The organism is bacterium (genome assembly GCA_028821235.1).
Taxonomy (GTDB): domain Bacteria; phylum Actinomycetota; class Acidimicrobiia; order Spongiisociales; family Spongiisociaceae; genus Spongiisocius.
Genome location: JAPPGV010000017.1, coordinates 63,354 through 77,531 on the forward strand (window position 1 = coordinate 63,354; position 14,178 = coordinate 77,531).

Genomic DNA, 14,178 nt, shown 5'->3' on the forward strand with positions numbered 1-14,178 from the left:
AGCCCGCTACCCTCCTGGATCATGATCAGAATGGAGCCGGGTTCTTTCCGGCGGCCTCGCCGCCGTCCCAGTCGCTGGCTGATCCTCGTGGCGGTGGCGGCCTTCCTGCTGCTGATGGCGCTGAGCGGGCTGGCCACCGCATGGACCGACTATCTCTGGTTCAGTTCGGTCGGTGCCACGTCGGTCTGGGTCACCACCCTGGTGTCGCGGATCCTGCTGGCGCTGATCGGTTTCACGGTTGCCGCCCTCGTCGTCTGGATCAACCTGGAGGTGGTCTCCCGCTGCAAAGTTGACCCGCTGGTGAGCGGAGGCCCGGATGACGAGGTGATCCGCCGCTTCCGGCAGTGGATAGGCGCGCGCCGGATCCGCGCCCACCTGGCCGGGGCGACGCTTCTCGGACTCCTGCTCGGCGTGGCCATAGCGTCTTGGTGGCGGGACGTGCTGGTCTGGCTCAACGAAGTCCCGTTCGGGAAGGCTGACCCGATCTTCGGGGTCGATGTGTCCTTCTACGTGTTCCACCTACCCGTCTACCGGAACATCGTTGGGTGGGCGATCCAGCTAGTGGTCGCATCCGCGCTGGTCTCGCTGGCATACCACTACTTGAGCGGCGGCATCCAGCGGCTGCCGAACCGGTTTCCGCTCGTCTCGAGAGGGGTCAAGTCTCACCTGTCGGTTCTGCTGGCGGCTTTGGCGCTACTCAAGGCGGTCGCCTACCGGCTCGACGCCTACGAACTCCTGTACTCCACCCGGGGCGCCATCTTCGGCGCTTCCTACACAGACGTCACCGCCCATCGCCCGGCCCTCACCTTGCTGATGGCCATCTCGATACTGGGCGCGGGCTTGCTCCTGTGGAATATGCGCCAGGCAGGCTGGTTACTGCCGGCGGTTGCGGGCGGGCTGTGGCTCATCGTCTCGGTGGTGGTAGGCGGCGTCATCCCGGCGGCCATCGAGCGGTTCCGTGTCCAGCCCAACCAGTTCAACCTCGAGCGCCCCTACATCGAGCATCACATCGAGTACACCCTGGATGCCTACGGCCTGGGGGAGGGGCAGGTGGAGACTCGCGACTTCGCGGCCTCGCCGGACCTGACCAGCGAGGACATCGCCGGTAACCAGGCGACCATCAGCAACGTGAAGCTCTGGGACCCCGGCGTGCTGGAGCCGGCGTACTCCCAGCTGCAGGCGATCCGCCCCTACTACCAGATCTCCAACGTCGATACCGACCGGTACGTGATCGACGGGGAACTGACCCAGGTGATGATCGCCGCCCGGGAGCTGGACTCGGAGGACCTGCCGGCGGAGGGATGGGTCAACGAGAAGCTGGTGTACACGCACGGGTTCGGGGAGGTGATCTCCCGGGCCAACGATGTAAACCCGACCACGGGCGAGCCGGACTTCCTGGTGCGGGACGTTCCACCCGAGTCGAGCGTGCCCGAGCTGCAGACCCTCCAGCCCCGCATCTACTTCGGCGAGGCGGCCAGAACGGGTAGCTATGTGGTCACCAGGACCAAGCAGCAGGAGGTGGACTTCCCCTCCGGCGAGGACGACACAGTGGTTCGCAACACCTACGAGGGCGAGGGTGGAGTGCAGATATCCAACTTCGCGGTCCGGTTCGCGATGGCCTTGCGGTTCGGTGACCTCAACACGCTCATCTCGCCCGAGCTCACCGCGGAATCCCGGGTGTTGATGGTGCGCAACGTGGTCGATCGGCTCGCCCGCGTGGCGCCCTTCATGCAAGCCGACAACGATCCGTACCTAGCGCTCATCGACGGGCGCCTGGTGTGGATCGTCGACCTCTACGCGACCACCGACCGCTACCCGTACTCGGCGCCGGTCATCGACGAGCGCCTCGGGATCACCTCGGATCTGTCGCGTGATTTCAACTACATCCGTAATTCGGTGAAGGCGGTGGTCGACGCCGAGGACGGCACCATGACGCTCTATGTCCTCGAACCCACCGATCCGCTCACCCAGGCCTACCGGAACGTGTTCCCCGAAGTGTTCACGGACGCTTCCGAGATGAGCGAGGAGCTACGGGGCCACCTGCGCTACCCGGAGGACATGTTCCGGGTCCAGTCCGAGATGTACGCCACCTATCACCAGTTGGACCCGCAGGACTTCTTCCAGGACGAGGACAAATGGGACATCCCGGGCGATCCGGCCACATCCGACCGGGAACTGCTTCGTGGCGACGCCTTCGATCAAGCCGGCCGGGTCCGAAAGGACCTTCGCCAGAGCCTGCCCTACTACATGCTGATGAGGCTGCCGGATGAGGAGGATCTGTCCTACCTCATCTTCCAGAGCTTCAACCCGGCCAGCCGGAACAACATGACCGCCTTCCTGGTGGCGAAGAGCGGTCCCGCCGACTACGGGAAGATCATCGACTACCGCCTGCCCAGGGGAGTGCTCACCAACGGGCTCGAGCAGGTGAGCGCTCGGATCGACCAGGATCCGGTCATCTCCCAGCAGTTCACCCTGCTGGGCCAGCAGGGATCGGAGATCATCCGGGGCAACATGCTGGTGGTGCCGGTCGAGGAGTCCCTCCTGTTCATCCAGCCCATCTATCTCAGGGCGGAGGGGGTCCTGCTGCCCGAGTTCAAGCGGGTTGTGGTGGTGTTCGGTGACCAGACCACCCCGATCATGAGCGAGTCGCTGGATGCTGCCCTGGCGGAGATCTTCGGCTCGGCGCGGGCCGTCGTGCGCCCCGACGCCGACACCGCGTCCGAGGATGCCGTTACCGCTCCAGGTGACGGGAGCGACGAAGTTCAAGCCACGGTCCTTCGGATCGACCGTCTCCTGACCGAGGCCGATCAGGCCCTCCGCTCCGGTGACCTGGGCGAATACCAGGCGAAGGTCGACGAGGTTGCCCGGCTGACCGACCGCCTGCTCGGGTTGCTGGAAGGGTGAGCAACTGACCGGACGCCAAGCCCGCCGATCCTATGATGGACGGCCCGCGACCATGGGAGGCGGTGGATGACCGGCCTGATCAGGTGGTTCGGGGATGTCTCTCTCAAGGACATCTCGCTGGTGGGGGGTAAGAACGCCTCGCTCGGGGAAATGTACTCCAACCTGGGGTCGCTGGGCGTGATCGTGCCCAACGGCTTCGCGACCACCGTGGATGCGTTCCGGCTGTTCATGACCGAGTCGGGACTGCAGGACCGCGTCGACCGGCGCCTGCTCGAGGCCGGCACGGATGGTCCGGCCGCGCTGCGCGACGCCGGAGAGGACATCCGGCGCTGGGTGGCCGGTGCGCCGGTTCCCGAGCGGCTGATAGATGAGATCGGCACCGCCTACGAGAGCCTGGGCGCCGAGCCGGGCGGGTCCGTCGTGGCGGTACGGTCGTCCGCCACTGCCGAGGACCTGCCGGACGCCTCCTTCGCCGGCCTGCAGGACACCTACCTCGGGGTACAGGGCGCGGACCGGGTGGTCCGGGCGGTTCGGGATGTCTTCGCCTCCCTCTTCAGCCACCGGGCGCTCAGCTACCGGATCCGGAGCGGATACGACGAGGGCCGGGTCGCCATCTCCGCGGGCGTGCAGAGGATGGTTCGCAGTGCCGCGTCCGGAGTCGTGTTCACCATCGACACCGAGAGCGGGTTCGACGGGGTCGTATTCATCACCGGCGCCTACGGGCTGGGTGAGCTCCTGGTCCAGGGAGGCATCAACCCCGACGAGTTCTACGTGGCAAAGCGCAACCTGGCCGCCGGGCGGCCGGCGGTGATCTCCCGGACGCTCGGGACCAAGACGCAGCAGATGGTGTTCGGCGAGTTGGGGGGCTCCGAGATCGAGGTGGAGGATCTGCCGCTCGCCGACCAGCGGCGGTTCTGCCTCAGCGATCCGGAGATAGAGGAACTGGCTCGCCAGGCGGTGGCCATCGAGGACTACTACGGACGCCCGATGGACATCGAATGGGCGAAGGACACCGACGACGGTCGCCTCTACATCGTTCAGGCGCGCCCGGAGACAGTGCGGAGCCGGGAGAGTCAGGCGATCCTCACCCGGTTCCGGCTTGAGGGGAGCGGGGCAGTCCTGGTGACCGGCCGCAGCGTGGGCCAGCGGATCGGGACCGGCGCGGTGAGGGTCGTCCACTCTCCCCGGGACATGAACCGGGTCGAGGAGGGTGATGTCCTGGTCGCGGACATGACGGATCCGGACTGGGAGCCCGTGATGCAGCGGGCCGCGGCCATCGTCACCAACCGTGGCGGCCGCACCTGCCACGCCGCCATAATCGCCCGAGAACTGGGAGTTCCGGCCGTGGTGGGGTCGGGGAACGCCACCCGGCGCCTGGAGGATGGCGCCGACGTGACGGTCTCGTGCGCGCAGGGTGAGATCGGGAGGGTCTACGAAGGCGCCGTGCCGTTCCGGACCGAGGTGATCCAACTGGATCGCATGCCGGAACCTCCCACCAAGGTGATGATGAACGTCGGAAATCCCTCCCGCGCCTTCGGATTCAGCCGGATTCCCAACCACGGTGTGGGCCTGGCCAGGATGGAGTTCATCATCAACAACGCCATCGGAGTCCACCCGAAGGCCTTGCTCGACTACCCGGACGTCCCCGCTGACGTGAGGCAGGGCATCGAGGAGCGCATCGCCGGATACGAGGATCCCCGGTCGTTCTTCATCACCAAGCTGGTGGAGGGGATCGCGACGCTGGCTCTCGGCTTCCACCCCAAGCCGGTGATCGTGCGCCTATCAGACTTCAAGTCGAACGAGTACGCCCACCTGCTGGGCGGGAGCCGGTACGAGCCCACCGAGGAGAACCCGATGCTCGGGTTCCGGGGAGCTTCCCGGTACCGTTCCACGGAGTTCGCCGACGTGTTCGCGCTCGAGTGCGAGGCGCTGCGGCGGGTGCGGACCGGACTCGGCCTCGACAACATCGAGGTCATGGTTCCTTTCGTCCGTACCGTAGAGGAGGCTTCCAGCGTGGTGGAGGTGCTGGCTCGCAACGGCCTGCGTCGCGGGCAGGACGGGCTGAGGATCATCATGATGTGCGAGATACCCTCCAACGCTCTGCTCGCCTCGGAGTTCCTGGAGTTCTTCGACGGCTTCTCGATCGGATCGAACGACCTCGCCCAGCTCTCCCTGGCATTGGATCGTGACTCCGCCCTGGTAGCCGACCTCTTCGACGAGCGTAACCCGGCTGTGAAGGAGCTGATCCGTCTGGCGGTGAAGGCGTGCAATGATGGCGGTAAGTACATCGGCATCTGCGGCCAGGCCCCTTCCGACTATCCGGACTTCGCGGCCTGGCTGGTGGACGTGGGGCTCGAGAGTGTTTCGTTGAATCCCGACACGGTGGTCGAGACCTGGATGTACCTGTCCGGCCAGGAGGCATGACGTCGCGCCCGGCATCTCTGATGCCGCCGGGATCATCCGGCGGCCGGGAGCGCATGCCCGCGCCGGCTCCTGATCTTTCATGCCCGTAGTCTTCGCCCTGCTGGCGGCGGCGAGCTTCTCGGCCCTCGCCATCACGGTCACCCGGGGTTTTCGCAACAACAGCCTTATGACCGGCCTGATGGTGTCGCTGCCGGTCGGAGCCCTCGTGACCGGCGTCTTGACCCTGGCCGATCCCCCGACCGGCCTGACGCTCCGGGCGATCCTGTTCTTCGTGGTCGGAGGGATCGTGGGAGAGGGGGTGGGCCGGACGGCCTTCATCTTCGCGGTCAGGCTGCTCGGGCCTTCCACCGCCACGCCCCTCCAGACCGCCACCTACCCGGCGCTGGCCCTGGTGGGGGGATGGATCCTGCTGGCCGAGCCGGTCACTGTCTGGCGCGTCGCCGGAGCAGTGGCCATAGCGGCAGGCATCACGGTGCTGGTGAGGGGACAGCCCGCCTCCGGCGCGGCCGGTGGCCTCCGGGAGCCCGTCAAGGGCGGGCGGTGGGCCTATCTCCTACCGGTACTGGGCGGAATCTCGTTCGCGGCCTCGGATCTGCTGCGCAAGCTGGGCCTGGAAGAGACACCCCATCCCGCCTTCGGCGCGGTGAGCGGGACCATCACGATCATCTTGCTCTGGGTCGTGATCCTGGCGCTGGCGCCCCGCATACGCGCCACGGTCAGCCTGGAACCCGGGTGGCAATGGTTCATACCCACCGGGCTTCTGGCCGGTCTCGGCGTGCTGGCGGTTTTCCGGGCGCTGGAGTCCGGAGACGTGTCGGTGGTAGGTCCGATCATCATGTCCCAGCCCCTGATGGTGGTGTTGTTCTCGGCGCTGTTCCTGAGGGACCTGGAGAAACTGAACAGCAAGGTTGTGGCCGGCGCTGCCTTGACCGTCCTCGGGCTGGTAACCATATCCAGTTTCTAGTCTCTGGTTGTTAGTCTCTAGATATAGCTAGCAACTAACAACTAGCAACTAATCAACTAGCTCGTCGAGACTTGCCCGCACGGCATCGGCCAGGTCGGTCACCTGGCTCTCCGTCATCACGAAGGGCGGCGAGATCTGAACGGCGTTGCCGAACAGTATCCTGCTCAGAACCCCGTGCTCGCGCAGGGCGCCGTTCATGCGATCCGGTAGCTGCGGGTTCTCGGCGGTTGCCTCGGGCGCCAGCTGGACGGCTGCCAGAGCACCGACCCCGCACCTCACCTCGGTGACAAGGTCATGGGCGGCCAGCGGGCCCAGCCCGGCCGCAAGTTGAGCCTCCAGGCGGCTCGCCTCCGCCAGCAGGTTCTCACGCTGGATTATGTCGAGGTTGGCGATGGCGGCCGCCGCGACGGTGGTGTGGCCCGTGTAGGTATAGCCGTGCCGCCACATCCCGGCGTCACCCACGAACCAAGGCTCGGCCACGTGAGGCGCCGCGATCACCGCGCCCAGCGGAAGGTAGCCCGAGGTTATGCCCTTGGCGCACGTGACCAGGTCGGGCTGCAGGTTCCAGCGGTCGCTGGCGAACCACATCCCGGTGCGCCCGAAGCCGGTGATGACCTCGTCGGCGATGAACAGGATGCCGGTGTCCCTGCAGATGCCCCGCACCTTCTCGAGGTAGCCGGGCGGGGGAGCGAGAACGCCGCCCGCGCCGATGATCGGCTCGCAGATGAACGCTGCGATGCGTTCGGCGCCGATCCGTTCGATGGCGTCCAGCAGGGAGTCGTGCGAGTCCCACTCGACCAGGGCCGTATCGGTCAGCAGCTTGCCGTATCCGTCGTTGTTGGCGGAGATGCCGGCGATGCTGGTGCCGGCGGTGTGCATCCCGTGATAGGCCCGCGACCGGCTGAGCACGAAGGTCCGGTCGGGCCGGCCCATGGCGGTGTGGTAACGGCGGGCGAGCTTGACGGCGGTGTCGACGGAGTCGGAGCCGCCGCTGGTCAGGAAGCTCACGCTGTCCGGGATCGGCGCGATCATCGAGAGCCTATCGGTCAACTCGTTGACCGGTGGCGAGGTGAGGTCCCCGAATGTGGAGTAGGTCTCCAGGGTGCGCATCTGGTCGGCGACCGCGGTTGCGATCTCGGAGCGTCCGTGCCCGATATTACAGTACCACAGGCTGGCGGCCGCGTCGAGGTACCGCTTTCCTGAGTCGTCCCACACGTAGCATCCCTCGCCGCGCGCGATCACCAACTCGCTCTTGAGCACTGCGCGCATGTCCGCGAACGGATGCCAGAACTTGGTAGCCATGGGTACGCCCCCCAACTGTCGCCGCGGTCGGTTATGCCCGGTAGCAGGGCCGCCGAGAATGATAGCGAGACTCATGCGTGCCGTAGGGAACCAGCCCGGGGGACCGGTGCGGGGACCATGGAGGTTGCCCGAGACGGTGCCAATGCTCCGAGAGATCCGGGGAGGCGACCGGAAGTACCCCGGTGTCTCGCACCCGCTCATTAGCCTGGGACGGTCCTACCCATTGGGAGGGCTACGCCAGTTTACGGTCCGGGAGGTGAAGGCCATGGCCAAGCCGGCGGTGGTATTCGGAGGCCCGTCGCCAGAGCATGACATCAGCGTGCTGACCGGGCTGCAGGCTGCCCGGCTCCTGGCGGAGGCCGGTGCCGACCCCGCGGTCCTCTACTGGTCGAAGACGGGTGGTTGGTACCTGGTGGCGGCGGAGGGCGAGGCCGATGACTACGCGGCCGGGATCCCTCCGAAGGCACGGGAGTTGCGCTTCGAGGCTCGCCCGCAGGCCGGATGGTTCCTGAAGCGGCGCCGCCTGGAGGTGGACACGGTACTGGTGTGCTGTCACGGCGGCCCGGGCGAGGACGGGACCCTGCAGGGTGCCATGGACCTGGCCGGCATCCGCTACTCGGGCCCGGATGCGGCGGGCTCCAACCTGCTGATGGACAAGCTGACCTTCGGGGCATTAATGGCAGCCTCGGGTTTCCCCTGCCTGCCTCGGGTTCCGGTGGGTACCGGCGGCACTCCCGACTTCCCTTCCCCCTACATCGTCAAGCCCCGCTTCGGCGGGTCGTCGATCGGCATCGAGGTGGTGAGCGATTACGAGACCGCGGTAGCGCTGCTCGGGTCGTCACCGCATCTGGACAGGGGAGCGGTGATCGAGCCTTACCTCGAAGGTGGGCGGGATCTCAACGTGGCGGTGCGGACGTACCCGCAGTTGGAGTTGTCCGCCATCGAAGCGCCGGTCAGCGAGCAGTTCTACGACTACCGCGAGAAGTACCTGTCGGGAGGAGGCATCGAAGGCTCGGCCCGGGAGCTGCCGGCGAGCCTTCCCGGCGAGGTCGAGGAACGGCTCCGGTCGATGGCCCGGCGGGTCACCGAGTTGACCGGGATCCGGTCGATGGCCCGGATCGACTTCCTGGAGAGGGACGGGGAGCTGTGGATCAACGAGGTGAACACCATCCCCGGCAGCCTCTCCCTCTACCTGTGGGTGGACCCTCCCATCAGCCGCCGGCAACTAGTAGTCGACCTGGTGGCCGAACTGGAGGCTGCCGCCCCTCGCCGATTCTCGGTGGCCGGGGCTGATGGAACCGCCCTGCGGGGTGCGGCCGCCATCTCCAAGAAGCTTGGCTGATCCTTAGTTAGTGATAACTAGCAACTAGCAACTATAGGTTTATGACCGGGCAGGTCAGGGTCCGGGTGATGCCGGCGATCGACTGGATCCGGGCAACCACCAGCCTCCCCAGCCCATCCACATCTTCCGCTCCGGCCCTGACCACGATGTCGTAAGGTCCGGTCACGTCGTCGGCCTGGGAAACTCCCTCGATCATGCGGACCTCTTCCACGACCTGCTTGGCCTTGCCGACTTCGGTCTGGATGAGGACGTATGCCTCGACCACTGCGCTCCTCTCGGTCTGGGGGAAGGAACTCTAGCGAGTCGGCGCCCGTCCGGATAGGGGACTAGCGGCCGTCCGAGCCCATGCGCACGGAGTGTACGAATCGGAGACCGTCCGATTCCTCGAGGTCGAAGATGATCCGCTGGCCCTGGCGGAGCAAACGGAAGACGCTGCCCGCCAGCGATCCGGCCCTGAGATAGACCTCGCTCCGGTCGTGGTCCAGTACCACCACTCCGGAGCCGGTGTTCGGGTCGTAGATCTTGACCACGCCTTGCATGGGGCGGCATTCTACCCGGCGGCACCGGAGGGTCCGGAACGTGTGGAATGAGCCCTCCTTGCCGTATTCTTGGCCGGCATGGTGCCCACGCCCGACCAGCTCTCCCCAGGAGTACCCGCCAGGAGCCTCGCCTACCTGCACGCCGTCGACGTGGGCCGCGTCAAGTGGATCAGGGGCAAGCGGGCCGCCGCGCTGAAGAACTCGGGCATACGATCGGTCACCGACCTGCTCCTGCATGCGCCGCGCCGCCACATCGACCGATCCCGCCGGCTGGCCATCGACGAGTTGGCGGTCGGCCAGGAAGCCACTGTCATCGGGAGGGTGGAACGGGTCGTGGTGCGGCGGCCCCGCCCGCGGATGGCCATCGTGGAGGCCACCGTCACCGACGGTCACGGGTCGATCAAGGCGGTGTGGTTCAACCAGGAATACCAGGCCCGGCGCCTGGACCGCGGGATCGAGGTAGCGCTGTCGGGAAGGATCGACCGCTACCGCGGCCGGTTGCAGATCAACTCGCCGGCGGTGGACGTGCTGGACTCCGGGCCCGACAACCTGGCGGTGGGGCGGGTGGTACCGGTCTACCGGACCGTCGGCTCGATCGGTACAGGAGTCCTCCGGCTGGCCGTTCACAATGCTCTGCTACGTTCCCGGCCGATTCTCGATCCGCTACCGGCTGACGTCATCGAGCGTCATGATCTCCTTCCCCGGGAGGAGGCGATCAATTCCATCCACTTCCCGGAGTCGCTGGCAGAGGTGGGCGCTGCCCGGCGCCGGCTGGTGTTCGACGAGTTCTTCCGGCATGAGGTGGCGCTGGCGATGACGAGGAAGCGCAAGGAGAGCGACTCGGTCGGCATAGCGCACCGGCTTCACCCGGAGCCCGATCTGGTGGAGCGTTTCATCGATGGCCTGCCGTTCCGGCCCACGGGCGCCCAGCGGCGGGTGATCGACGAGATCGGTGCGGACATGGCGGCGCCGGTGCCGATGCACCGGCTGCTCCACGGCGAAGTCGGTTCGGGCAAGACCGTCGTGGCGGTCGCGGCGTTGCTGGTGGGTGTCCAGAGCGGGTACCAGGCGGCCATCATGGCGCCCACCGAGGTGCTGGCCGAGCAGCACTACGAGGGTGTCACCCGGCTCCTCTCCGAGGCGCGCATGGCCCCGCGCTTCTCCGGTCCGCGGTCCCTCTTCGACCCCGCCCACGACGATCCGGACCGTCCCCGGATCCGGGTGGCGCTTCTGACCGGAAGTCGCGCCGATGCCAACGTACGGGAGCGGCCAGGCCGCGCCGGTCTGCTCGCGGGCATAGCGGCCGGGGAGGTCGACGTCGTGATCGGCACCCACGCCTTGATCCAGGAGGGGGTGCGTTTCGCGAGGCTGGGTGCGGCCGTGGTGGACGAGCAGCACAGGTTCGGGGTTCACCAACGGGTGAAGCTCAAGGAGAAGGCGCAGGGGGCTGATCCCGATCTGCTGATCATGACCGCCACCCCCATTCCCCGGACGCTGTCGATGACCCTGTACGGCGCTCTCGACGTCTCGGCGCTGGACGAGATGCCGGCGGGTCGCAAGCGGATCAAGACGTGGGCCGTTTCCGCGACGGGCGAGGAACTGGAGAGGGCGCACCAGGCCATCCGGGACGAGGTGGAGAAGGGGCGCCAGGCCTTCGTGGTCTGCCCGCTCGTGGAGGATTCCGACCGGGTGGAGGCCGCGTCGGCGATCGCCGAGCACCGGCGGCTGGGCCGGGTGTTCCCGGACCTCCGCCTGGGCCTGCTCCACGGCCAGATGCGGTCCGAGGAGAAGCGGAGCGTGATGGACGGGTTCCGGTCCGGGGACCTGGACGTGCTCGTCTCGACGACCGTGATCGAGGTCGGCGTGGACGTGCCCAACGCGACCATCATGGTGATCAGGGACGCGGACCGGTTCGGTCTGAGCCAGCTCCACCAGCTGCGGGGTCGGGTGGGGCGAGGCGCCCAACCGGCCCAGTGCGTGTTGCTGGCCGATCCCACCACGAAGGAGGGAGCGGCGCGCATCAGTGCGATGGAGCGCATGTCGGACGGCTACCGGCTTGCCGAGGAGGACCTCAGGATCCGCGGCCACGGTACCGTGTTCGGGGCCCGGCAGTCGGGCTTCTCGGACCTGCGGATCGCCGACATCCTGGCCGACGTCGCGGAGTTGTCGGCGGCGCGAAAGGAGGCGTTCGACCTGGTGAAGGCGGATCCGGGGCTGGAAGGGTATCCCGATGTCCGGGAGGAGGTGAGGGTGCTCCTGGGGGACGAGGTGGAATGGCTGTTCAAGTCGTGAGCTCGCTCCGGCCATGAGGATCATCGCCGGTGTCGCGAAAGGAAGGATCCTCAAGGCGCCTTCCGGCTCGGGTACCCGTCCGATGACCGGACGCGCCCGCGAGGCTGTCTTCTCGTCCATCGCCTCCGCCATCCCCGGTGCCGATGTGCTCGACCTGTACGCCGGGACCGGTTCCCTGGGGCTGGAGGCACTCAGCCGGGGCGCGGCCACAGCGGTGTTCGTGGAGCGGGATCGAGCTGCCCTGCGGGCCCTGCGGACCAACATCGGAGCGCTGGGACTCGGGGGCGAGGTGGTGGCCGGAAGGGTTGGCGACTATCTCACCTCGGCGGCCGCCCGCCATCCGAACGGTCCGCCCGCCCGGTTCACGCTGGTGTTCGTGGATCCTCCCTACGAGCTTCCGATCACACGCGTGGAGGAGCAACTCGCCGCAGCGGCGCGGCTGCTTCGTGACCGGGGATCATTGGTACTCCATCGGCGGCTGGGCGAGCGCCCGCCCCAAACGGTGGGACTCCGGCTGGCCCGGACGCGTACCTACGGAACCGCCCGGATTTGGCGCTATCAACAGGTCCGGCCGGTTTCCGGTTAGATTTACCCCCGAAACCGCGAGAAACGGCGAGGTGATGAGGGTGGCAAAGGCGGTCTGCCCCGGTAGCTTCGATCCGCCCACCAACGGCCACATGGACGTGATCCGGCGAAGCCTGTCCCTGTTCGATACGGTGTTGGTGGCGGTCATCCGCAACCTGTCCAAGAGACCCATGTTCTCGTCCGAGGAACGGGTGGAGATGCTCCGCGACCTGCTTGCCGCGGAGCCCAGAGTTGAGGTGGTCGCGTTTGACGGCTTGCTGGTCGACCTTGCCAAGGCCCGAGGGGTGAACGTGATCGTCAAAGGACTCCGGGCCGTTTCGGACTTCGACTACGAGCTCCAGATGGCCCAGATGAACCACGGGCTGTCGGGCATCGATACGGTGTTCATCCCCACCAGCCCGGAACACGCCTACCTCTCCTCCTCGTTGGTGAAAGAAGTTGGGAGCCTGGGCGGTTCGGTATCCGGCCTGGTTCCCGGACGCGTAGCAGAGCTGATGAAAGAACGGTGGTCAGAATGATCGGTGATCATGAGCCCGAGGTGGGCACGCAAGAGGTGGCCGCCCCCACTTCGCCCCCCGCCACGGTGGGAGAGTTGAACGACCTGATCTCGGAGATGGTGATGGCGATGTCCGAAGCCAAGGCCATTCCCGGATCGGGCAAGGTTCTGATAGATCGGGAGCAGATGCTCACCGTTCTCGGGCTCCTGGCGGATCGGCTGCCGGATGAGATGCGGCAGGCCCGATGGATGGTGCGGGAGCGGGATACCTTCATCGCCCGTACCAACGAGAAGGCCCGGGAGGTCATCGAGCGATCTCGCCAGCGGGCCAAGGAAATGGTGTCGAACACCAACATCATCGCTGAGGCCACCGAGGAGGCCAACATCCTGGTCCGCCGCGCCGAGGACACGTCCCATCGGATCCGGCTGGAGGCGGAGGACTACGCGGAGGATCGTCTGTCCCGGCTCGAGGACGTGCTGATGAGAGTGCTCGACCAGGTGCGCTCCATGCGGTCCGAACTCCACCAGACCCGCTCGATCGGGTAGGAGTCCCTTCACCGGGACAGCTTTCCGATGAAGCCTGTGAACACCTTCGTGGTCAACGTCTCCGGTCTGGTCAACCGCCCCGGATCCACCCGGCAGGTCACCCTTACCGGGCAGGTGGAGCCGGTGCTGGACCAGGTCGAGGATTGCGGTCCGGTCACGGCGGACCTGCGTCTCGAGGCGATGGCGGGCGGGGTATGGGTGCGCGGCGCTGCCAGGGCGGAGATGGTGCTCCGTTGCAACCGGTGCCTGGACCCGGTCGGCTTCGATGCCGAGGCTCCGGTACGGCAGGCCTACGGTGAGGAAGCCCGCGACGACATGCCGGCGATCGGCCAGGAGGGAGACATCGACCTTTCCGGCGTCCTCCACGATGAGCTGTGCCTGTCGGTGCCGCTGGTACCGCTATGCTCTGAGTCCTGCCGGGGCCTTTGTCCGGTATGCGGCGTCGATCTGAACGAGGGTTCCTGCCAGGGGCACTCCGAGTCTCGGGATTCTCCGTTCGCCACGCTGGAAGCCCTGCTGGAGGTCCCGCTCGAGACGGCGTGATCGGTAGAGGGGCGGATGCTCCCGCAAGTGATCCGAGAGGTGTGTGATGGCAGTACCAAAGAAGAGAATGTCGCGCTCGCGGACCCGCCGCCGGAAGGCGGAGGCTATGAGGATGCGCCCGGTTCGCACCGTCACCTGCGGACGGTGCGGGAACCCGAAACTGCCGCACCGCGCCTGCACCGGTCCGGGGGGTTGCGGGACCTATCGCGATCGAACGGTGGTGGAAACCTACAGCTGAATC

At 66.8% G+C, this 14,178-nt stretch carries 13 protein-coding genes; 10 read left to right on the forward strand and 3 right to left on the reverse strand.

Features of this window, described 5'->3' with window-relative positions; translation table 11 throughout:
* Nucleotides 1-21: 21 nt before the first annotated feature.
* The 3 genes from OXK16_01865 to OXK16_01875 all read left to right on the forward strand — a co-directional run bounded on the left by OXK16_01865 (nucleotide 22) and on the right by OXK16_01875 (nucleotide 6,292).
* Nucleotides 22-2,904, forward strand: a complete 2,883-nt coding sequence (locus tag OXK16_01865) for a UPF0182 family protein (protein MDE0374693.1) — start codon at nucleotides 22-24, stop codon at nucleotides 2,902-2,904.
* Nucleotides 2,905-2,970: 66 nt separating this feature from the next.
* Nucleotides 2,971-5,328 carry a phosphoenolpyruvate synthase gene (ppsA, locus tag OXK16_01870; protein ID MDE0374694.1) on the forward strand — a complete coding sequence of 786 codons (2,358 nt, stop codon included), beginning with the start codon at nucleotides 2,971-2,973 and terminating at the stop codon, nucleotides 5,326-5,328.
* 79 nt (nucleotides 5,329-5,407) lie between these two features.
* Nucleotides 5,408-6,292 carry an EamA family transporter gene (locus tag OXK16_01875; protein MDE0374695.1) on the forward strand — a complete coding sequence of 295 codons (885 nt, stop codon included), beginning with the start codon at nucleotides 5,408-5,410 and terminating at the stop codon, nucleotides 6,290-6,292.
* A gap of 48 nt (nucleotides 6,293-6,340) precedes the next feature.
* On the opposite strand, the gene OXK16_01880 is transcribed toward OXK16_01875, so the two are convergent.
* On the reverse strand, nucleotides 6,341-7,594 hold the full coding sequence (locus OXK16_01880; protein ID MDE0374696.1) for an aspartate aminotransferase family protein: 1,254 nt from the start codon (nucleotides 7,592-7,594) through the stop codon (nucleotides 6,341-6,343).
* 142 nt (nucleotides 7,595-7,736) lie between these two features.
* Here OXK16_01880 and OXK16_01885 point away from each other — a divergent pair, with 142 nt between their 5' ends.
* Nucleotides 7,737-8,936 carry a hypothetical protein gene (locus OXK16_01885; GenBank protein MDE0374697.1) on the forward strand — a complete coding sequence of 400 codons (1,200 nt, stop codon included), beginning with the start codon at nucleotides 7,737-7,739 and terminating at the stop codon, nucleotides 8,934-8,936.
* 31 nt (nucleotides 8,937-8,967) lie between these two features.
* On the opposite strand, the gene OXK16_01890 is transcribed toward OXK16_01885, so the two are convergent.
* Nucleotides 8,968-9,201 carry an Lrp/AsnC ligand binding domain-containing protein gene (locus tag OXK16_01890; GenBank protein ID MDE0374698.1) on the reverse strand — a complete coding sequence of 78 codons (234 nt, stop codon included), beginning with the start codon at nucleotides 9,199-9,201 and terminating at the stop codon, nucleotides 8,968-8,970.
* 61 nt (nucleotides 9,202-9,262) lie between these two features.
* Nucleotides 9,263-9,475 carry a cold shock domain-containing protein gene (locus OXK16_01895; GenBank protein ID MDE0374699.1) on the reverse strand — a complete coding sequence of 71 codons (213 nt, stop codon included), beginning with the start codon at nucleotides 9,473-9,475 and terminating at the stop codon, nucleotides 9,263-9,265.
* A gap of 78 nt (nucleotides 9,476-9,553) precedes the next feature.
* On the opposite strand from OXK16_01895, the gene recG reads away from it, so the two are divergent.
* Genes recG through rpmF form a run of 6 tightly spaced genes read left to right on the forward strand, consistent with a single transcriptional unit; the run spans nucleotide 9,554 to nucleotide 14,175 of the window.
* Nucleotides 9,554-11,767: an ATP-dependent DNA helicase RecG gene (gene recG, locus OXK16_01900; protein MDE0374700.1), complete on the forward strand. Its 2,214-nt coding sequence runs from the start codon at nucleotides 9,554-9,556 to the stop codon at nucleotides 11,765-11,767.
* A 13-nt stretch (nucleotides 11,768-11,780) separates the two neighbouring features.
* Nucleotides 11,781-12,353, forward strand: a complete 573-nt coding sequence (gene rsmD / locus OXK16_01905; protein MDE0374701.1) for a 16S rRNA (guanine(966)-N(2))-methyltransferase RsmD — start codon at nucleotides 11,781-11,783, stop codon at nucleotides 12,351-12,353.
* Between the two features lie 40 nt (nucleotides 12,354-12,393).
* Complete coding sequence (gene coaD / locus OXK16_01910; protein ID MDE0374702.1) at nucleotides 12,394-12,870, forward strand: pantetheine-phosphate adenylyltransferase; 477 nt, start codon at nucleotides 12,394-12,396, stop codon at nucleotides 12,868-12,870.
* On the forward strand, nucleotides 12,858-13,394 hold the full coding sequence (locus tag OXK16_01915; GenBank protein MDE0374703.1) for a hypothetical protein: 537 nt from the start codon (nucleotides 12,858-12,860) through the stop codon (nucleotides 13,392-13,394). Before coaD ends, OXK16_01915 begins: the two co-directional genes overlap by 13 nt.
* A 27-nt stretch (nucleotides 13,395-13,421) precedes the next feature.
* Nucleotides 13,422-13,937: a DUF177 domain-containing protein gene (locus OXK16_01920; GenBank protein ID MDE0374704.1), complete on the forward strand. Its 516-nt coding sequence runs from the start codon at nucleotides 13,422-13,424 to the stop codon at nucleotides 13,935-13,937.
* 46 nt (nucleotides 13,938-13,983) lie between these two features.
* Complete coding sequence (rpmF, locus tag OXK16_01925; GenBank protein MDE0374705.1) at nucleotides 13,984-14,175, forward strand: 50S ribosomal protein L32; 192 nt, start codon at nucleotides 13,984-13,986, stop codon at nucleotides 14,173-14,175.
* Nucleotides 14,176-14,178 lie beyond the last annotated feature (3 nt).